Raw genomic sequence first — 20,425 nt, 5'->3', positions numbered from 1 at the left:
GGCGAATGAAAAATACGCCATAATCTGTCGCTGGATAAAGCAGTCTTGTTTCGAATCATTGGTAACGCCAGCGTTTTCACCATAACGAATCATGGGTTATCGCGTTGCTTGCCGCGATAAAACTGGAGAAGCGAGTCACGGATGTCCAGACCCAATCCCTCGCTGCACCGCAGCCAGAAACCGCCCATGACCCGGGCGAAGCGGCGCCTTTTGATCGTCGGGACAATCGCTTTGTTAGCGGTGCTTGGCGGGATACTGACAATCGTGATCGCCCCTGCCTTCCAGCACACCATCGTCATCACCACCGGTGCGGACAACGGCATCTATCGCGGCTTTGCGGATCGTTATGCGCCCATCCTGAAGCATGCGGGCATCAAACTCGACATCCGCAGTTCATCCGGCTCGGTGGACAACTATGAGCGGCTGCGGGACCCGAACAGCGCCTATGAAGTCGGTTTCATCCAATCGGGCACGACCAGTCCGCAGGCATCGGACGGTCTGCAGACGATTGCCGCCGTGTCATATGAACCGATCTGGGTGTTCTATCGCGGCGACACCACGGTCGACCGGCTGACTCAACTGCGCGGCAAGAGAATTTCCATGGGCGTACCCGGCAGCGGCTTGCTCAACGTTGCGAAGGTACTGCTCGGTTATAGCGGCATCACGAGCGAGAATTCCACACTGCTGCAAATGGATGCGCCCGCGGCTTATCAGGGCCTCGAAAGCGGCCAGATCGACGCGGCGTTCTTCATTGGCAGACCCGACGCCCAAATGCAGCAAACACTGCTGAATGACAAGCAACTGAAGTTGATGAATTTCGCGCAGGCCGACGCGCTGGTTCAGAAATTCCCGTCGCTTTCAAAAATTGTCTTGCCGCGCGCGTCCACCAGTGTCGCAGAGGATCTGCCACGCACCGACGTCACGCTGCTCGCGGCAACGGCATTGCTCGTATCGAAAGACACGATGCATCCGGCGCTTGTCTATCTCCTGCTCGACGCGGCCCACACCATTCACGGCGGCGAAGATTACTTCACGCCGATCGGCACGTTTCCGAACCTGCGCACCGAAGAATTTCCGATCTCCGACGAAAGCACCCGCTATTTCAAATCCGGCCAGCCGTTTTTGTATCGCTATCTGCCCTTCTGGCTCGCGAGTCTGATCGAACGTCGGCTATTGATTCTCGTGCCGTTCGCGGCGCTCTTGATCGGCCTGCTTCAGGCATTGCCTCGCATGGTGGAAACGCGGATGAAAAAGCGGCTCGTGGTCTGGTACCGCGAAATCAAGGCGCTGGAAGATGAAGTGTGGAACAACCGCGAGCCGTCGCGCGCGCAGATTGCGCAATGGCGCGACGAGATCGAAAACATCGATGCAAATGCCAGCCGGATTCGGATTCCCTATCGCTACTTTCAGGACGTTTATGCACTGAAGCAGGCAATCGGTGTCGTGCGCGACCGCATCGCGCAGGTTGCGCAGAGAGCGAAGGAATAGGCAATAAGCCCTTGCGTAAAATTCCCGCTTACGGCTTATTGCCCGCTTTTTCCCCGAAGCAGCGATTCAGGATGGCGCTCCAGATAATCCGCCATGGCGTTGAAATACTGCAACGTGGGTGTGAGGCCCTGCAAGGTCCGATGCATCTCCACATGGAATGGCGAGTCTTGCTGCAAGAGCGCCCCCGCTCCAGCAAGCGACTTTTGGGCTGAGTCCAGGCTGCCGCTCAATGGCGGCAGGACCTCATTGCTGAAATGCGTAGTCGTCTGGTCTACGCCTTTCAATGACGTGTTCAGGTTCATGCCCATTTCATCGAGTGGAATCTTGTCGAGCTTTGCCACCATTTCGCCGGCCTGGCTTTGCAGCGCGAGGATCTTGCTTGGCACGGTCGGCAGTTCGATCGCGTCGTTATCGAAGTCTGCCTTGGCGGGCTTGGCCTCGGGGAAAACATTCAGCGCCACATAGAGCCGCCCCGTTAGCACGTTGGCGATGCGCAATTGTCCGCGCAAGCCGCGCGCGACCATGGCCTTTATCGCCGTTATACCCTCGAGCGAGCGCGTTTCAGGAAATTTGCCGTGCGAAAGGCGCCGCAGGCGTTGCGGGTACAAATTCATGCTCACCGGCATGATGAAAGCATGCTTGCGGCGATCGTAATCGACGCCGATGTGCGTCACCTCGCCGATCACGATTCCCTGAAAGTCCACCGGTGCGCCCACCGCGAGCCCGCGAAGCGACTGATCGAAATACATCACCACGCGCAGCGGCAAGCCGTCCGGCTCGCGCATTGCATCGACCTCGTTAGCCGCCAGAGCGAATGCCATGTTGTCGGGGGCTTCAGGCTGTGGCGGACTATCCGCCCGTGCTTCGAATGCGAGCCCTCCCGCAAGGATGCTTGCGAGCGACTGCGTGTCGATATTGATGCCGTTCGAGGCGATTTTCACCTTCACGCCACTCTCTCGCCACCATCGCGTGTTCGTCATCACATACTGGTCGAAGGGCGCCTTCACAAACACGTCGACGTTGACGCTCGCACCGTCCTCGCCAATCGAATAGCCGATCACCTGACCAACCCGATCTCTCCGGTAAAAAATGGGCGAGCCGACGTCAAGCGCGCCGAGCGTTTCGGCGCGCAGCCGGTAGCGATGGCCCTTTTCATCGATGGTCACGGCGGGCGGCGCCTCCAGGCCGACGAAATCGCTTGCCTGCTCGTTCGACCGGCCGGCGTCGGCTTCAATGTACGGGCCGTTCAGCAATGCCGAGAGCCCCGATACGCCACTTGCGCCAACTCTTGGGGCGACCACCCAGAAGCGGCTGTCCTTCGCCGTGAATTTGCCCGCCTCCCTGGTTAGCTCGACGGTAACCAGCACGCGCGAGAGGTCGTGAGAAAGCCTGATCGCGCGAACAATGCCGATGTCGACGGACTTGGATTTGATGCGGGTTTTGCCGCGCTCGAGCCCTCCGGCGGTAGCAAAGCTGATCGTGACAGTTGGGCCGCGCGAGTGCACTGACCAGACGATCAGCGCAACGCCAACCAAGGCAGCGACAAGCGGAATGGTCCAGACGAGCGAAGGCAGCCAGCGCGAGCGGGAGTGCGATGCGCCTTCCTTCATTTCGTCACCGGCTCGCGGCAATTTGGATCAATCAGATTAATGAGCCGCGCGGGAACCCGTTCGACACGCATGGAACCACTCCGTACGTTGGACAAACGACGATAGCTCGACATCGAATTGTGCGACTGCAATGTGCGCAATAGCCGTGAATTGTGGCGAGTCCGGCGAACACGATTCGGACGCACGCGAAACCGCACGAACGCACGCTTCTCCTCAGTGAAACCCCTGGGTCGGTCCGCAAAGTGGCCTGCGCTATCATCCGCTCACATTTTATAGAACGTCGTTCTGTTAGATAGAACGACAAGGCCGAAAAGCCATTATCCCTGCTCAGGAGACGCCCCCTATGTCCAGCCTGCCGCTCGACGCTGTCCACGAACCGCCCAGCGCCCACGCGCTTGCTGCCAGCGCCGCGCAAATCAACGCACGCATCGACCGCCTGCCCGCCACGCGCGCAATCTGGGCGCTCGTGTTGATGCTGTCACTGGGCGGCTGGTTCGAGTTCTACGATCTGTTCTTTACCGCCTACGTGGGCCCCGGTCTCGTGAAGAGCGGCCTTTACTCGACCACCACGGCCTCGTTCTTCGGCTTCTCCGGGCTCGGCGCATTCGTGGCCGCCTCGTTCGCGGGCCTGTTCATCGGCACGTTCTGCTTCACCCGTCTCGCCGATCGCTACGGCCGCCGCACGATGTTCACGGCGTCGTTGCTCTGGTACTCGGCCGCGACCTTCATCATGGCGCTGCAAACCAGCGCGCCCGCCATCAACGCATGGCGTCTGATCGCCGGCATCGGCGTGGGCGTCGAACTCGTCACCATCGATACGTACGTGAGCGAGCTCGTGCCGATGCACATGCGCGGCCGCGCGTTCGCCTTCGTCCATTTCGTGCAGTACACGGCAGTGCCGTCGGTGGCGCTGCTCGCGTGGTGGTTCGTGCCGCGCGCGCCGCTCGGCATCGACGGCTGGCGCTGGGTCGTGCTGCTCGGTGCGTGCGGTGCGCTCGTCGCCTGGGCGATTCGCCGCCGCGTGCCCGAGAGCGTTCGCTGGCTCGCACAGCGCGGACGCACCGAGGAAGCTGCGCGCGTGCTCGCGAAGCTCGAAGCCAAAGTCGAGGCGCAGTACGGCCGCCCGCTGCCCGACTGCGCTCGTGCGAATGCAAGCGCGAGTGCGCCGCAAACCCGAGCGCGATTCGCCGAGATCTGGCAGCCGCCGTATCGCCGCCGCACGCTCACGATGCTTGTCTTCAACCTGTTCCAGGCGATCGGTTTCTATGGCTTCGCCTCGTGGGTGCCCACGCTGCTCGTCTCCAAGGGGATCACGGTCACGCACAGCCTGCTCTATGCATTCGTGATCGCCGCTTCGAATCCGTTCGGCCCGCTCATCGGCATGACTTTCGCCGACCGCATCGAGCGCAAGACGCTCGTGGTGCTTGCGGCGCTCGCCATCGCCGTGTGCGGCGCGCTGTTCGCCATGCAGACCGCGCCCGCCATGCTGATGTTGTTCGGCATCCTCATCACGCTCGGCGGCACGCTGCTCTCGGTCGGCTATCACGCCTACCAGGTCGAGCTGTTTCCCACCCGCATGCGGGCGACTGCGGTGGGCTTCGTCTACTCGATGTCGCGGCTTTCGGCGATGTTTTCGGGCTTCATGATCGCGTTCGCGCTGCGCCACTTCGGCGTCCCCGGCGTGTTCGCGCTCATCACCGGCGCGATGGCGGTGGTCATGGCGGCAATCGGTTTCTTCGGCCCGCGCACCAACAATCGCGCGCTCGACGATATTTCCCATTGATCAAGAGGCTGGAAACACTGTGACTACGTTGCCTTTGGCTGGAGTGCGCGTTCTCGATCTGTCCAACGTGCTCGCAGGTCCGTTCTGCGCCTATCAACTTGCGCTGCTGGGCGCCGACGTCACCAAGGTCGAGCATCCCGAAGGCGGCGACCTCGCGCGGCGCCTCGGCGCCGACAAGGATGCCGCCGCGCGCAATATGGGTGCCTCGTTCGTGGCGGTGAACGCGGGCAAGCGTTCGATCACGCTGAACCTGAAAGACCCGCGCGGCAAGGAGATCCTGCTTGCACTCGTGAAAGACGCCGACGTGCTGGTCGAGAATTTCCGCCCCGGCGTGATGGATCGTCTGGAGCTTGGGTACGATCAGTTATCCGTAGCAAATCCGCGCCTCGTGTACTGTGCGATTTCCGGCTTTGGCGACAGCGGCGAGCTTTCGCCCCGCCCCGCCTACGATCAGATCATCCAGGGCATGGCGGGCGTGATGAGCGTGACCGGCGACTCGACGAGCGCGCCGCTGCGCGTGGGTTATCCGGTCTCGGACACGGTGGGCGGATTGACGGCGGCGTTCGGCATTTGCGCGGCGCTCGTCGATGCGCGCACGAGCGGGCGCGGCCGGCGTCTCGACGTTTCGATGCTCGAAGCCACGCTTGCGACAATGGGCTGGGTCGTGTCGAACTATCTGAACGCGGGAGTCGAGCCCACGCCGATGGGCAACGAGAATTTCACCGCCGCGCCCTCGGGCACGTTCAAGACCGGCGACGGGCTGCTGAACATCGCCGCGAACGAGACACGCCAGTTCGAGAGCCTGTGCGAGACGATCGGGCGTCCCGACCTGCCGCGCGACGAACGCTTCGCCGCGCGCCATGCACGCAAGCAATATCGCGCCGAATTGAAGGCCGAAATCGAAGCCGCGCTCGCGGGCGACAGCGCCGCGAACTGGGAGACGCGTCTGCTCGCGCGCGGCGTGCCGGTGGGCCGCGTGCTCTCGGTGCCGCAGATTCTCGCGCATCCGCATCTGGCCGAGCGGCGCTTCGTGCGCGAATTCTCACCTGCACAAGGCGAGGCGGCGCAGCGCGTGACGCGCGCGGGCCTGCGCCTCTCGGACGGCGACGCCGCGCCCGCCACCCCCGCGCCCACGCTGGGCGCACACACGCGCGAAACGCTCGCACAGCTCGGCTACGACGCCGCGAGCATCGACGCGCTGCATGCGCAAGGAGTCATCTGAACATGTCCACGACGAACGACGGGACGGCCAAGCCCGACGCCGCCACGCTATGCGCCGACTACTGGCGCACCGCGATCATCGACATTCATCCGGGCTCGATTGCCGTGCGCGGCTACCCGATCCAGGAACTCATCGGCCGCGTGAGCTTCCCGCAAATGATCTGGCTGATGCTGCGCGGCGAGTTGCCCAATGATGCGCAAGCGTCGCTGCTCGAAGCCGCGCTCGTGGCTTCGGTGGACCATGGTCCGCATGCGCCCTCGATTGCGATTTCGCGCATGGCGACGAGCTGCGGGCTGCCGCTCAATGGCGCGATGGCCTCGGCGCTCAACGCGCTCGACGACGTGCACGGCGGCGCGGGCCAGCAGGCGGTCGAGCTTTACGAGGCGATTGCCGCGCGCATCGACGCGGGCCATGGGCTCGACGAAGCGGTCGAAGCGGGCGTGGATGCGTTCATCGCCGAACAGGGAAAATATCTGCCTGGCTTCGGGCATCGCTTTCATCCTGTCGATCCGCGCGCGGGACGGCTGCTCGAACTCGTGGATGCGCGCGTGCAGGCGGGCGACATTGGCGGACGCTATGCGCACATCGCGCGCGGGATCGAAGCGCTGCTGAAAAAACGCAAAGACAAGCCGGTGCCGATGAACATCGACGGCGTAACCGCTGTGATCTACGCGGAGCTGGGCTTCGCGCCCGAACTCGCGCGCGGCGTGTTCTGCCTGTCGCGCGCGGTGGGCATCCTCGCGCATGCGTGGGAGCAGCGCGGACGCGGCGAGCGCAACAAAGGCCCGATGCCGCGGCAGATTCCTTATGCGTATGCGGGACCTGGCGAGCGCCACCTCGAAACCGGCGGCGCCTGAAAATAGCTGCTAAAACTCGCGCCGGGCTCAGGCGCCCGCATTCGCCGCGCGTGCGCGCTGTGCAGCGCGCAATGCGCGCGAGTCACCGCCCAGCGCATCGGTAGCGCGCGCTGCGCAGTCGAACAGCGCGTCGAGATGGGCTTCGATAAACGCACGGTCGATGCGCGAACTCGGCCCCGCTAACGTGAGCACGCCGCGCAATGCGCCGTTTACGCCGAACACCGGCATCGACACGCCAGCGGTTTCGCGCTCGCGCTCGCCAATCGACATGCAGTAAAAGTCCCGCCGCGTCTGCTCGAAAATCTCGCCCGGCTCGCCGCTGAACGCGAGCAGTGCGCGGCCGCCCGAACCCGTCTCCAGCGGCAACACATCGCCTTCGCGCACGTGATGGCGCACGACGTGTTTCGAATCGACGCGATGCAGGCACACGCGCACCGTATTCTCACGCACGTAGAACGAAACGCTCTCCCCGCTCGCCTCCATGAGTTCGCGCATCAGCGGCACGAGGATGTCCCCCAGATTCAGGCTGCGCTGATAAAGCGCGCCGAGCGCGAAGGTGGCCGGCCCGAGCTGATAGCGGCCATCTTCGAGACGCAGCAGCAGCCGGTGCTGGATCAGCGCGCCCGCGAGACGCAGCAGCGTGCTCTTGTAGAGGCCCGTGCGCGCCGCGAGTTCGGCGAGCGTGAGCGCGCCGTCGTCGGGGCGAAACGCGAACAGGATCGCGCACGCGCGGTCGATGACGGCAACGCCTTCTTCCTTCTTGAGCGGCTTTTCCGCGGGCATGAGTGTCAATGCGGGAATGAGAACGAAGCCGATTTTACGCGATGTCGTGCGCCATTCGGACCGCGCTGCATAAGCCGTCTCAACGCGCGTCGTAGTCGACTCGAGTTGCGCCTACGATGCTGCCATCGGGCGCTTGAACGAGTACTGCCGCTAGCTCGCCAGAAGGCACGCGATGATTGAGCGTCATCGAAGCGCCGTTCCATTCGCCAATGGACTCAATGGAGCGAACGATGTTCGACTCCTTGAGCGCACGGCCTGAGTTTTCACCGCGTCCAATCGCCGTGACGTGCTCGCGGTCGTAGCCGACGAGAAGAATCTTTGCGTGACCGGATCCGGCTCCCACAGCAATCGACAGGGTGTTGCCCGTGCGCGTGCCATTGACGGACACAGCGCTGGCGCCACTCGCTTGCGCAGCGAGGATCGCCTTCTCGCCCGCGGCGCGGTCCCAGCCAACGAAGCTCTTGCGGCCGTCCACGACCATCTCCGGCGTATAGGAGCTGCCGCCGAAATGCGAACTGTAGTCGGCCTGGCGTTGCGTGGCCACTTCCAGCGAATACGGGTCTTTCCAGCCAAGGCCGTCCCAGTACGTCACGTGAAAGGCCAGCGGGAGCACGTCCTGGCGGCCGCGCGAAAGATCGGACAAATAGGCGTCGGCGGGCGGGCAGGAAGAACATCCTTCCGATGTGAACAATTCGATCACGACAGGTCTGGCCGAGGCGGCAACAGGCATCGCGGCAAGCAAGGCGAAAGCGGCAAAAAGACGGGCGAACACGATGAACCTCGGAAGCGTGGGGTGCTCGCTTCTAGTTCGTCCTGGCTACCTGAAAAGTTACACCGTGGTGTATCCGCTTTTGCAGAACCGCCCATCGCCTCAATGCCGGCGCGGCGGCTCGTGCGAATCGTGCAATTCGAGCGCCGCGCCGGCAGACGTGCCGCGAATTACATCGAAGAACCCTGGCCCGAACCCTGAGCTGAACCCTTCACGCCAACCGACGCGCCGCCTTGCGCCGCAGCCGCGCCGTCGAGCGTTTCACCGGCCTTTGCCTTCGCGCCGCCCACGGCGTCTTCCGCGCTCGACGTGGCCTCCTTCGCCTGGTGCTTCGTCTTTGCGGCGACGTGCTTCGCGTGCTGCTTCGTCGAATGGGTTGCCGACTTCGCGGTGCCTTCGGCCGTATCGGCCGCTGCGCCCACGGTATTCGTTGCGCCGTTGGCCACGTTGCCAGCCGCTTCGCCTGCGCTGCCCACCGCCTTGCCGGCGCCGTTCACCGCGCCGCCAACGAGACCGCCCGCACCCGCTCCCGTGCCTGCGGCGTTGGCACCTGCGCCTGCCTGCGCACCTGCGCCAAGAGCAGGCGTCTGGACATTCGCGCCCACACCAGCCGAACCTTGCGCGCCCACCTGGTTGGTTTGCGCAAAAGCAGCCGTGGTAGCGAAAGCGGTGAATGCAGCGCCGAGCAACATCGTACGAATCGTGTTCATGGTTTTCTCCCTAAAGGCATCGATCAGGCTTTAAAAAACGGGCTTTGATGATCGCGGCCGAATCATGGTGGCCGGTCCATCTTGCCCGCCGCACCGTGCGGCAGGCAGGGCCACTTTAGCGAGCCTTGGACACGAAGTCGTCGATTTTCGCGGACTGTTACTCTCGAATTACATTGATACAAATCAAAGAATTGAAGTTTTAACCGCTCCGCAATTTAGGCAAAACCATGGGCCGAAGATCCCCTTTGGGTAAGGGCCCGCAAGAAATTGCGGAGCGCACTCATCGGCCAGCCGGGCGCTCGGTCAGGCTTTCAGCCAGGCGCTGTACGCTTCGCGCGGCAGGATAACAACGCCGCGCTTCTCTTTGCGCGGTGCGTGAAAGCGGTTCATCAGCGGATGCTCGTCGGCGTTTAGCGTGAGCATGGTGATCAGGCAGAGCTGCTGCTTTTTCCACGGGCCGCTGAAGCTGTGCTTCTCGCCGGGCGTCTCGCTGAGATATGGGACGAGTTTCCGGCGCCTCTCGTGCTAGAGCTGCTGTGGGAGATCCATCGTTTGCGCGCAACGATCCTGCGGGCCAACCAGGTGCGACGCAGGCTAACAGAGGGAAACAATAAGCCGTACCTGCCGGGCGGCATATGGGAGATTTTCGAGCGTGAACTCGATGCGGAGCCATGTCTGTACGACCCGCCAACACCACGGCAGGCCAACAGGTTTAATAGAGATGAAACGAATGGCCGGCGCAAGCGCCGCATGCGAAATGGGTGACGCGAGAAGTATGATGGGTGCACTGTCAGTTACGGGCTGTCAGGAGGGTCGAGAAATGAGAGTCGAACTAGACATCGATCTGGTCGCGATGCTTTTACGCGATCAGCCGCCCTGCACGTCAGCCGAAATCAGCAATATTGCAGCTGTATTTTTGGATGGCGATGCTCTTGCGTGGGCCGACCTCAATGAAGCCGGGCACGTAGAAAAGCGATTTGCGCTTACCCTTGACTAGTGGGACGATCTCTGCGCTTACGTTATGGATTGGCTCGAGGAACCTCGTTGCAAAGCACGACTGGAACTAATGGAATGAATAAAGACCGCGCGACGCAGCAGAAACGAGTATGGCGTTCTGCAGCGTGGATCGAAATAAATCGCCCCGCTTGAAGCGGGGCCATCGAATACGCGCAGGGCCTGTCAATTCTTCGTGGCCAATACGACGAACGCGTGATCGCGCTGCGACGTAACCCCCGCCGCCGCCAGTTGATTTCCATTTACGACCGCTTCGAAGGTCATCGATGCGCCGGCCCCCAATACGCATGCACCGTTGTTGAAAGTAATCTTGCCATCAAGCACATGCTTTCCGGTCGAACGCGGGGATACTGTGCCGCTGAATGTGCAGCCGCTGTTTGCACCGTTGAATGTGCCATCGGATTTCACCGTCAGCGTCACGGTCGATCCAGACGTCTGGCCAGTCCAGCTGCCTACCGCTTCTGCGATCGTGGCAGGCGAATCATAGAGTGAATTGTAATTCCCGTTGAACGTGGAGCTCATCGAGCCGCTGGGGAATGGCGACGATAGCGCTGCGTTCGCCGATACCGTGCCGGTCAGTGTCTTTTTGGCGCTGAATGATCCCGACAGCGTGCCCGCGACAGGCACATTTGATGCGGGATAGATGACTGCGGCTGGATCAGAGATATTGCCGTTGTTTCCGCTCATCATCCCTTCAACTAGTCCGATGCCGCTCGTTGAAGTGGGTACGATGAAATATTGACCGGTCTCGAGAACAAGCGTCGAAACTGCCAGACCATCGCTCGTGCCGCCACCCCAGATTCCCTCAGGAATTGAGGTGTCGACCTTCGGCGGCGTCGTGGAAGGTGTGCACGCAACCCACCCGGCGCTAGTCAACTGCTTGCACGGCCCATCACTTCCTCCGCCACATGCAGCAACAAACGGCAATACAGCAAGCGCAGCCCAAATTCCTCTTTTCATTTCCGATTTCCCCGGTTGGTAAAATTTGGCTTATGCAACCCGCATTGGTTTTCAAAATGAGGCTCGGTTAGCACGAGGATTATTGTTGGACGTTATTTTCTCCTCTGTGCGCATACCAACATTCGCGCCAACCGGGGAGAAGTAAAAGTAGTGTTTAAGACCGCTTTAGTTTTTACGGATTTGGTCCTGGCAAGATGCGCTTATGCGGTGGGAATACAGCGGAAGCGGACATGGCGCTTCGATGAGGCGACGCGGCATCGGATGGAAGCGGTAGTCCGCAATCTCCTACCGAATACATCAGGCGGTGCCGGGGTGTGCTTCGATCACTCGCGCGAGCACGTGATCTTGGCCGTTGGGAAACGCCGACTTGCCGATATGTGTGAGCAACGCGGCATGATTCCAGCCGAGCGGCATGTACGGGACCACGTCGCTGCCGTTCTTGAAGAGCACTACGTGCACATTGGCGAGCAGCCTGCGCACGCCGAGTCCCGTGCTCACGCGCGGCGGCTCGAAGCCGTACACAGAGACCGGAGCCCTGCCCGCTAGCGTCATCTCCACCGCCGACATAATGACGATCGCGGCGCCCAGCGAGTGACCAACCAAAGGCACCGGCTGCGCGCCGACCGCGGCCTCGACGGGCCCGCTGATCGCCTTCCACGCCTCCCAGAAGTCCCTATGGACGCCTTTAAGCAGCCGGCGCAACCGAAGCGCCCTCGATGCCATGGCGCGCAAGTGATTCAGCCACGAAGCCCGACGCCTTCATCGCCTCGACAAATTCGCCAAGCACCGCGGCCGCGCGCGGGCCACGCTGCTTCGCGACGCCCATCGCCTGGCGGATGACCATGAAGCGCTCGTCGAGCAGACGCAGCCCTGGCGTCTTGCGCGCATCCGCTTCGAGCTGCTGCTTCACGCCTGCCGCCACTTCGAGCCCCTGGTCGAGGAACGTCTGCACGACCGCTGGCGACGACGGCGCGCGCACGATTTGCGCGGCCTTCAACTCGCGCGTGAGAAAGAGATCGTATGCACTGCCCTTGCCGACCGCGACGCGGTTGTGCGGCTGGTCCACCTCGGCATTGGCGCGCACCGGCGAGTCGTCGCGCACCAGGTAGAAGCCTTCGATCAGCACATAAGGCGCGGTGAAGGCGATGGTCTCTCCGCGTTTGGGATCGACGGCGAAGAAACCGAAGTCGGCGCGCTCCTCGCTCACCGCTTCCACGGACTGCGCCGCCGTATCGAACAGGACGAGTTCAAGCGGTACGCCGAGTTGCTGCGCGAACGCCCGCGCAAGATCGACGGACACGCCGGACGCTTCGCCCGAAGCCGGGTCGCGCCCCGCGAGAATGGGATTGCCGAGATTGATGGAAGCGCGCAGCGTGCCGGTGGGCGCGAACGCGTCGACGATGGCGGAATCGATGTTCATGAGCGTGGCAAGGTGAGCGCCGCGCGCGTTGCGCGCGGCCTGGTGTGAAGGTGTGGAAATTCGGAGAGGCCGCCGGAACCCCGGCGAAGGCAATATTACACTGCGGCCGCCAGCCGTCGAAATCTGGCGTCGCGAGTCCCCGGACTTGCGTCGCGGCATGATGTTACGCCCACATGGAAGAAAGGCCCGTTAGCATTTGATCGTGCTAACAGGCCTTTCTTTTTTCACTACGACTGTCTGATTTTAGTTCTAACCTGGATCAACCACGTTCAGATCGCGCCATCGAACCAAACTTGGCATCCTGGGGTTCGAGCTTCAATACGTAGTACAACACGGTGAGCAGCACGAGCCAGGCGGGTCCCACGTAGAGCGCAATTCGCGTATCAGGGAAGTACGCCATCAGGCCAATGACAATTACCAGAAAAGCGAGAGCTATCCACGATCCATATGGATAGAAAGGCATCCTGAACTTCAGATTACGCTTCTCGTTTGCGCTGAGATTGGAGCGGAACTTCATTTGCGTAATGAGAATGATGACCCACGTCCAGATTGCACCGAAGGTGGAAATCGACGTCACCCACACGAATACCTTTTCCGGCACCAGGTAGTTGAGCAACACACCAGCAAGTAACGCAACCATCGAGACGAGAATGGCATTGCGCGGAACACCGGATGCTGTGGCAAGACCAAAAGCCTTCGGAGCCTGGCTTTGCAGGGCAAGGTTGTAGAGCATACGGCCAGTGCTGAAAATCCCGCCGTTGCACGACGACAGCGCAGCGGTCAACACAACGAAGTTGATGATGCCCGCAGCTGTCTTGATGCCGAGTCGTTCGAAGGTCATCACGAATGGGCTACCCTGCGTGCCGATCTCGTTCCACGGATAGATCGACAGGATAACGAACAGTGCGCCACCGTAGAAAATCAGAATGCGCCAGAACACCGAGTTGATTGCGCCTGGGATCGTCTTTTGGGGATTTTCAGCTTCGCCTGCCGTAAGGCCAACCATTTCGACGCCCAGATAGGCGAACATCACCATCTGCATCGACATAAGCACGCCCTGTGCGCCGTTCGGGGCAAAGCCACCGTGGGCCCACAGGTTGGAGATACCCAACGCGACGCCATGATTGCCCAATCCAAACACAATCATTCCCGCCCCGACAGCGATCATGACAACGATGGTGATGACCTTGATGAGCGCAAACCAGAACTCGAACTCACCGTATGCTTTCACGGTCAACAGGTTCACTGAGCCCATGATGGCCAATGCACTGAGTGCCCAGATCCAACGTGGGACATCTGGGAACCACACGTGCATGTAGATGCCGACTGCGGTGATCTCCGCAATGCAGGTGACAACCCACAGGAACCAGTAATTCCAGCCCGTGATATACCCGGCGAGAGGCCCCAAATAGTTGTTTGCGTAGCGGGCGAAAGAGCCTGCTACGGGATCGTGCACAGACATCTCACCAAGCGCGCGCATGATGATGAAAATCATTGCCCCGCCGATGAGATACGATAGAAGGATGGCAGGACCCGCCATCTTGATCGCACTGGCTGAGCCCAGGAACAGGCCGACGCCAATAGTTGAACCCAAGGCGATCAGACGCATCTGCCTCTGATTCAGGCCTCGATGTAGTTTCGTTTGATTACTGCTGGCCTGCATTGATATGTCTCCGTACAGCCTGTTTAAGTTTGTGTGAATACGCACGAGTCCTGGCCTGCCTTGTGGGCAAGCTACGTTCTGGGCTTCACGGGAAGATGCCGAACGTTGTTCTTCCTCATTGGATCGCGTCCGGTAATTTGTATTACGAAAGTGAATGAACACATGCTTCAGGTGGGCGTCTCCTGCATGTGTTGTAACTGCTCCTTTGTCAGAGTCTGGTGATCAGCGCCATCCTAAAGGGTGAATCCCAGCATATGTTCCTGTATTTTTGCAATATTCAGCAAAAAACAACTGCCGGCCATGCCGAGGCAGCGATGCGGGTGGTGAATTCCAAGGCGCAGAAATGTCGAAGCCCGGGACATCGATTTAGAAGCATGTCCCGGGCCGTCCCTTGTTCTCCCCTCCGGCCCCCTCGATCATGGGGCCCTTTCCTTGTGAGTTTCTTTTGGCACAGAACTCCAGGTCACTGCCGTGCGCTCATCCCGCCCATGCCGCGCATGCGCCGTGAAAAATGCGCGCGCTCGGCGTCGTCCATCAGCGCGAGAAACTGATCCGCATCCATGTGAATCAGCGCTTCGTGGTCGCCGGCTTCGAAGTAGACGTCCGGTTGCCCCGCGAGACTCGAATCGAGCCAGGTTTTCATGCCATAGGCCATGCACACCGGTGGCAAGGCGCCCGCATCGCAATCCTTGAACAATTCTCGCAACTCGACTTCCGTGGCGAGCGCGAGCCGGCGTCCGGTTTTGCTCCATAGCTCGGAGAATTGCACGGCGTGAGTCGAAGGCAGCACGGCGGCCACATAGCCGTGCTCATCTTCGAGCAGCACGGTTTTTGCTAGACGGTCACCGGGAATGTGCGCGGCGGCCGCCGTTTCCATGCTCGAATGGCTGTACGGGTGACGCACGATTTCGTAGCGGGAGCCCTTGCTGCGCAGGCACTCCTGCAAGGTGGGTGAGATCGACATGACACACCTCCTGTCGAGAACCGGAAAAGGAATTCTGGTGTCTCTTCAGGATAGGTCACCCGGTGCCAATACGCACGACCGCGCACGACCGCGCACGACCGCGCACGGCGGGCATGCTCGCCGCGAACACCGTTCAGCTTTTCACGCGCATCCCACGCGGATCGTACGGGGCGCTCAGATGCACTGTGGCCGGAATCAGCTCCCCGGCCACGTCGATCGCATAGCGCCCGCCAGCTAGCCACGCCGCGTCGACTGCGCCATCCTCGCGCCAGACGAAGCCCATTGCGACCGGGCAGCCAAGCGTATGACCGAACGCTGCCGAAGTGACGGACCCCACCGCCTCGCCATCGCGCAGAATGGCCTCGCCTCCCCACAGCATCTGCTCGCTCGCGCCCTCTGCGGTGAGCACGACGAGGCGGCGCTGCAAGGGCTGCTTGCGCAGCCGCAGGAGTGCTTCGCGGCCCCGGAACGGAATGTCCGTGTCGAGCTTGCACGCGAACGAGAGGCCGGCCTCGAACGGATTGCAGTCGGGCGAGAGTTCGCGGCCCCACGCGCGATAGCCTTTTTCGATGCGCAGCGAATCGATCGCGTAGTAACCGGCATTGACGAGCCCGAACACCTTGCCCGCCGCATGCAGGGTCTCGTACACTCCCACCGCGAATTCGACCGGCACATACAGTTCCCAGCCCAGCTCGCCTACGTAGGTGAGCCGCGTCGCGCGCACCGTCGCATAGCCGATGTCCACCTCGCGGCTTTGGCCGAACGGGAACGCTTCGGCGCTCCAGTCGGCCTTCGACACGCTTTGCAGCAACGCACGAGAATGCGGCCCCATGACGGCGAGCACCGCGTACTGGCTTGTCACGTCCACGAGCACGCAGTGGCTATCGGCGGGAATCGCTTTCTCCAGGTAGTCGAGATCGCGCGTCGCCTGGGCCGAGCCGGTCACCATCAGGTATTGGTCGTCGGCGAGACGCGTGAGCGTGAGGTCCGACTCGTAGGTGCCCCGCTCGTTTAGCAACCCTGAGTAAATGGTGGAGCCAACCGGCACCGCCACATCGTTTGCCACGATCGATTGCAGCACCGCCTCCGCATCGCGCCCCTTCACAAGCAGCTTCGCGAACGAGCTCATGTCGAACAGCGCAACGCCTTCGCGGCACGCGCGGTGCTCCGCACCGCTCCACGGCAGCCAGTTCTGCTGGCCGAACGCATAGTCGATGCGCGCCTCGTTCGGGCTCGGCGCGAAGAAGTTCGCGCGCTCCCAGCCCATCTTGCTGCCGAAGCACGCGCCATCCGCCGCGAGTTGCGCGTAGACCGGCGAGCGGCGGAACGGGCGCGCCGTGTCGAGCTCGCGGTTCGGCCAGGGCATCGCATAGTGCAGGCCGAGTGTTTCCTTCACGCGGTCGTGCAGCCAGGTGTCGTTGCCGTTGAAGCGCGCGAAGCGGCGAATGTCCACGGGCCACAGATCCATGGTCGGCTCGCCGGCGACGATCCACTCGGCCAGCGCCATGCCCGCTCCGCCCGCCGAGGCAATGCCCATCGAGTTGAAGCCCGCGCCCACGAAGAAGCGCCGCAACTCGGGCGCTTCGCCCACAATGAAATTGTTGTCGGGCGTGAACGATTCCGGCCCGTTGTAGAACTGCCGGATCTGCGCGGTTTCGAGCGCGGGCACGCGCTGAAGCGCGTTTTCCATCAGGATTTCGAACTGATCCCAGTCGTCGGGCAGCAGCTGGAACTCGAAATTCTCGGGGATGCCGTTCATGCCCCACGGTTTCGCATTGGGCTCGAAGCCGCCCATCACGAGCCCGCCCACTTCCTCCTTGAAGTAGATGAATCCGTCCGGGTCGCGCATGACCGGCAGATCGGGATGCACACCGGCGATGCGCTCGGTCACGATGTAGTAGTGCTCCGCCGAATGCAGCGGCACGGTCACGCCGCACATGCGGCCGACCGCCTTCGCCCATTGCCCCGCGCAATTGACGACGATTTCCGCGTGCAGCGTGCCCTCCTCGCCGTCCTTGTTGCGCCACGACACGCCGGTGGCCGCGCGGCCCGAGGGTGTCCCTTCCGTATGAACGGCCGTGATGCGCGTGTTCTCGACGATGCGCGCGCCGCGCTGGCGGGCGCCGCGCGCGAGCGACTGCGTGAGGTCGGTGGGGTTGGCCTTGCCGTCGCCGGGCAGCCAGACCGCGCCCAACAGGTCGTCGGTGCGCATCACGGGCCATAGCTCGCCGGCCTCGCGCGGGCCGATCACGTCGCACACCACGCCGTAGGCCCGCGCGGAGGCCGCGGTGCGCTTCAGTTGCGTCATGCGTTCCAGGGTGCGTGCGACCGAGAGCGAGCCGCACTGCTTCCACCCCGTGGCCAGCCCCGTCTCGGCCTCCAGCTCGGCGTAAAGCGCCGTCGAATAACGGATCAGCTTCGTCATGCTCTGCTGCGAACGCAACTGGCCGACGAGGCCCGCGGCGTGCCAGGTGGTGCCGCACGAGAGCGTGCCCTGCTCGAGCAGGACGACGTCGCGCCAGCCGAGCTTCGTGAGGTGATACGCAACCGAGCAACCGACAATGCCGCCGCCGACGATGACAACGCGAGCGTGCGAGGGAACAGGGGTGGACATGGACATTAGCCTCGTTGCAAAGAGAGAGGACATGACGGACCGATTTGATGTTGCTTTCGGATAAGCCAAAGAATGCAACATAAAGCAACAAAAAACAACATCAAAGCCACATGCCACGATCAACGGAATCGCGTGGCGCCAACGCCCCATCCGCCCTGGTCGGCAATGGCTTAACGCCCGCCACCTGGCGGTTTCAACAGTATTCCGCCGTCTCATTCGGCGCACAGCGCCACACGTCGCATCGAAGCGCGCGGCATTTTGTGGTATTTTGTGACTTCACCTGTTTCACCCGGGAACCGCACCATGGCCGATCACCACGCCGCTCCGCCCGCTGCATCCGTTGCACCGGCCACGCTGCTGAACCGGCGGCTCGCCGTGGGCCGCATCGACTACATCCTGCAAAGCCTCGACGCGAGCGGCTCGGTGAGCGTCGCGGACATGTCGGCCACGCTCGGGGTCTCGCGCGAAACCATCCGCCGCGACCTCAAGGCGCTGGCCGAGCAGGGCCGCCTGAATCTCGTGCACGGCGGGGCCGCGAAGCGCGCGCAAGACGAGCCGTCGCTCGCCACGCGCGAGGCGGCCAACGCCGTGGGCAAGGCGGCCATCGGCGCGGCGGCGGCGCGCCTCGTGACCGACGGCATGGTCGTGCTGATCGATTCGGGCTCGACCACGCTCGGGCTCGCGGCCTCGCTTGCGAACCATAGCGACCTCACAGTGATCACCAACAGCCTGCCGATCGCGCTGCTGCTGTGCCGCTCGCCGGGCGTGAAAGTCATCATGCTCGGCGGCGACATCGAGCCCAACGACGAGGCCGCGTTCGGCGTCGAGACCATGGCGGCGCTCGCGCATTTCCGCTGCGATCTGGTGTTTCTAGGCGTGGGCGGCATCTCGCCCGAAGGCGAGCTCACCGACTATTCGCGGCTCGCCGCCGAACAGCGCCACTGCATGATGAAGGCCGGCAAAGAGGTCTATGTGCTCGCGGACCACAGCAAGTTCGAGCACGGCACGCCCGTGCGGATCGCGCCGGTGCCGCACATCGCTGGGCTGATCGTCGACGCCGCGCCGCCCGCGCACATGGCGCGCGTGTTCGCGCAGAACCAGTGGAATGTGATCGTCGCCAGCGGCCAAAGCTGACGCGCTCCCTCGATTCATCCCCTTCCGGGCGGCCTGCGCCGCCCACTGCCTGCTCCCCCTGATCGACTGCCCCCTCGCCGGCCCCCGAAGGCGCGCCGCCATTGAGCGCTGGCGTGCCCGACGTCCAATCCGGCGCATCGGTATATCTCCTGGGTATGTGGCAATTTTTGGCGTATTGACTGTTTTTGTTGCACGGCCTACAGTGGCTTTAACAATGCAGTGACGCAGCGTCAGAACCGAACTTCACGGAGACACCTCATGACGGCTTCTTCCACGTCTTGCCCGCCCGCCACGTCCGAAACTGGCGATCCGCTGCTGCTCACCCCCGGTCCGCTCACGACCTCGCGCACCGTCAAGGCGGCGATGGTTCACGACTGGGGATCGCGCGACGCGAACTTCATCGAAATCAATCGCTCGGTGCTCGCGCGTCTCGCCAGCATCGCCAATGGCGCCGACGGCTGGGTGACGGTGCCGATGCAAGGCTCGGGCACGTTCGCCGTGGAGGCGATGCTCACCACCTTCGTGCCCGCGAACGGCGAGGTGCTGGTGCTGATAAACGGCGCTTACGGCAAGCGCGCAAAGCGCATTCTCGAGATTGCCGGGCGCAAGACCGTGGTTCATGAAACGCCCGAAGACACACCGCCCGACCTCGCCCAAGTGGAGGCCATGCTCGCGAGCACGCCGTCGATCACGCATGTGTTCACGATTCATTGCGAGACCACCTCGGGCATCCTGAACCCCGTTGCAAAGATCGGTGCGCTCGCACACAAATACGGCAAGGGCTTCCTCGTCGATTCGATGAGCGCGTTCGGCGCATTGCCGCTCGACGTGCAGACCATGCATATCGATGCGGTCGCCGCCTCGTCGAACAAGTGCATCGAAGGCGTGCCGGGACTCGGCTTCGTGATCTGCCGGCGCAAGGCGCTCGAGCAGACCCAGGGCAACGCCACCACGCTCGTGCTCGACCTGCACGAACAGTGGGTCAACATGGAGAAGACGAGCCAGTACCGCTTCACCCCGCCCACGCATGTGATCGTGGCGTTCCATCAGGCGCTCGACGAGTTCGACGCCGAAGGCGGCGTGGCCGGACGCGGCGCACGCTACCGCAGCAACTGCCGGATCCTGCTCGAAGGCATGCGCGCGCTCGGCTTCAAGCCGCTGCTGCCCGATGCCTTGCAGGCCCCCATCATCGTCACGTTCCACATGCCCGAGGACCCGCGCTTCGTATTCGCGCAGTTCTACGAAAGCCTCAAGGCGCGCGGCTACGTGATCTACCCGGGCAAGCTCACGGTGGCGGACTCGTTCCGCATCGGCTGCATCGGCCGCATTGGCGAGAAAGAAATGCGCGCCGCGCTTGCCGCGATAGGCGAGGTGCTCGACGAAATGGGCGCGGCCGGCGTAGGCGTGACGGGTCCGGTCGCTAAATCCGCTTGA

17 protein-coding genes are annotated in these 20,425 nt (G+C 62.5%); 7 read left to right on the top strand and 10 right to left on the bottom strand.

Features of this window, described 5'->3' with window-relative positions; genetic code table 11:
- The first annotated feature begins 186 nt into the window (after window positions 1–186).
- Window positions 187–1,488, top strand: a complete 1,302-nt coding sequence (locus tag NH14_RS20185) for a TAXI family TRAP transporter solute-binding subunit (RefSeq protein WP_035525090.1) — start codon at window positions 187–189, stop codon at window positions 1,486–1,488.
- 35 nt (window positions 1,489–1,523) lie between these two features.
- On the opposite strand, the gene NH14_RS20180 is transcribed toward NH14_RS20185, so the two are convergent.
- Window positions 1,524–3,098: a PqiB family protein gene (locus NH14_RS20180; protein WP_084225282.1), complete on the bottom strand. Its 1,575-nt coding sequence runs from the start codon at window positions 3,096–3,098 to the stop codon at window positions 1,524–1,526.
- A 343-nt stretch (window positions 3,099–3,441) separates the two neighbouring features.
- On the opposite strand from NH14_RS20180, the gene NH14_RS20175 reads away from it, so the two are divergent.
- From NH14_RS20175 to NH14_RS20165, 3 genes are read left to right on the top strand one after another with little or no spacing between them, the layout of a single operon-like run.
- A complete protein-coding gene (locus NH14_RS20175) occupies window positions 3,442–4,881 on the top strand; it encodes an MFS transporter (protein WP_052147938.1) in 1,440 nt (479 codons plus the stop codon).
- A gap of 19 nt (window positions 4,882–4,900) precedes the next feature.
- Window positions 4,901–6,103 (top strand): CaiB/BaiF CoA transferase family protein, encoded by a 1,203-nt coding sequence (locus NH14_RS20170; protein ID WP_035524844.1) that lies wholly within the window; start codon window positions 4,901–4,903, stop codon window positions 6,101–6,103.
- Between the two features lie 2 nt (window positions 6,104–6,105).
- Window positions 6,106–6,960, top strand: a complete 855-nt coding sequence (locus NH14_RS20165; protein WP_035524842.1) for a citryl-CoA lyase — start codon at window positions 6,106–6,108, stop codon at window positions 6,958–6,960.
- A 27-nt stretch (window positions 6,961–6,987) separates the two neighbouring features.
- Here the strand turns inward: NH14_RS20165 and NH14_RS20160 are convergent, their stop codons facing one another.
- From NH14_RS20160 to NH14_RS20150, 3 genes are all read right to left on the bottom strand, one after another.
- Window positions 6,988–7,743: an IclR family transcriptional regulator gene (locus tag NH14_RS20160; protein WP_035524840.1), complete on the bottom strand. Its 756-nt coding sequence runs from the start codon at window positions 7,741–7,743 to the stop codon at window positions 6,988–6,990.
- A gap of 79 nt (window positions 7,744–7,822) precedes the next feature.
- Window positions 7,823–8,515, bottom strand: coding sequence for a DUF1223 domain-containing protein (locus tag NH14_RS20155; protein WP_035524838.1), 693 nt, complete (start codon window positions 8,513–8,515; stop codon window positions 7,823–7,825).
- Window positions 8,516–8,682: 167 nt separating this feature from the next.
- Window positions 8,683–9,222 carry a hypothetical protein gene (locus NH14_RS20150; RefSeq protein ID WP_035524836.1) on the bottom strand — a complete coding sequence of 180 codons (540 nt, stop codon included), beginning with the start codon at window positions 9,220–9,222 and terminating at the stop codon, window positions 8,683–8,685.
- Between the two features lie 820 nt (window positions 9,223–10,042).
- Here NH14_RS20150 and NH14_RS20145 point away from each other — a divergent pair.
- Complete coding sequence (locus NH14_RS20145) at window positions 10,043–10,219, top strand: hypothetical protein (RefSeq protein ID WP_161790835.1); 177 nt, start codon at window positions 10,043–10,045, stop codon at window positions 10,217–10,219.
- A gap of 182 nt (window positions 10,220–10,401) precedes the next feature.
- Here NH14_RS20145 and NH14_RS20140 read toward each other — a convergent pair whose 3' ends face one another.
- The 6 genes from NH14_RS20140 to NH14_RS20115 all read right to left on the bottom strand — a co-directional run bounded on the left by NH14_RS20140 (window position 10,402) and on the right by NH14_RS20115 (window position 17,857).
- Window positions 10,402–11,196, bottom strand: a complete 795-nt coding sequence (locus NH14_RS20140) for a hypothetical protein (RefSeq protein WP_035524834.1) — start codon at window positions 11,194–11,196, stop codon at window positions 10,402–10,404.
- Between the two features lie 297 nt (window positions 11,197–11,493).
- Window positions 11,494–11,898 (bottom strand): lipase family protein, encoded by a 405-nt coding sequence (locus NH14_RS20135; protein ID WP_052147936.1) that lies wholly within the window; start codon window positions 11,896–11,898, stop codon window positions 11,494–11,496.
- Window positions 11,882–12,616 carry an ABC transporter substrate-binding protein gene (locus NH14_RS20130; RefSeq protein ID WP_035524832.1) on the bottom strand — a complete coding sequence of 245 codons (735 nt, stop codon included), beginning with the start codon at window positions 12,614–12,616 and terminating at the stop codon, window positions 11,882–11,884. The genes NH14_RS20135 and NH14_RS20130 overlap by 17 nt, the downstream gene beginning before the upstream one ends.
- 259 nt (window positions 12,617–12,875) lie before the next feature.
- A complete protein-coding gene (locus NH14_RS20125) occupies window positions 12,876–14,279 on the bottom strand; it encodes an amino acid permease (protein ID WP_035524830.1) in 1,404 nt (467 codons plus the stop codon).
- 463 nt (window positions 14,280–14,742) lie between these two features.
- The gene (locus tag NH14_RS20120) at window positions 14,743–15,243 is read right to left on the bottom strand and encodes an aminoacyl-tRNA deacylase (protein WP_035524827.1); all 501 of its coding nucleotides are present in this window, start codon (window positions 15,241–15,243) and stop codon (window positions 14,743–14,745) included.
- A 133-nt stretch (window positions 15,244–15,376) separates the two neighbouring features.
- Window positions 15,377–17,857 carry a GcvT family protein gene (locus tag NH14_RS20115; protein WP_035524825.1) on the bottom strand — a complete coding sequence of 827 codons (2,481 nt, stop codon included), beginning with the start codon at window positions 17,855–17,857 and terminating at the stop codon, window positions 15,377–15,379.
- A gap of 303 nt (window positions 17,858–18,160) precedes the next feature.
- Between NH14_RS20115 and NH14_RS20110 the strand changes: the two genes are divergently transcribed.
- Both NH14_RS20110 and NH14_RS20105 read left to right on the top strand, forming a co-directional pair.
- Complete coding sequence (locus tag NH14_RS20110; protein ID WP_052147935.1) at window positions 18,161–18,991, top strand: DeoR/GlpR family DNA-binding transcription regulator; 831 nt, start codon at window positions 18,161–18,163, stop codon at window positions 18,989–18,991.
- 258 nt (window positions 18,992–19,249) lie between these two features.
- A complete protein-coding gene (locus NH14_RS20105) occupies window positions 19,250–20,425 on the top strand; it encodes a 2-aminoethylphosphonate--pyruvate transaminase (protein ID WP_035524822.1) in 1,176 nt (391 codons plus the stop codon).

It is taken from the genome of Paraburkholderia sacchari (assembly GCF_000785435.2).
Lineage (GTDB): Bacteria > Pseudomonadota > Gammaproteobacteria > Burkholderiales > Burkholderiaceae > Paraburkholderia > Paraburkholderia sacchari.
The sequence above is the reverse complement of the archived record's forward strand: the minus strand, read 5'-3'. Positions and strand labels throughout refer to the sequence as shown.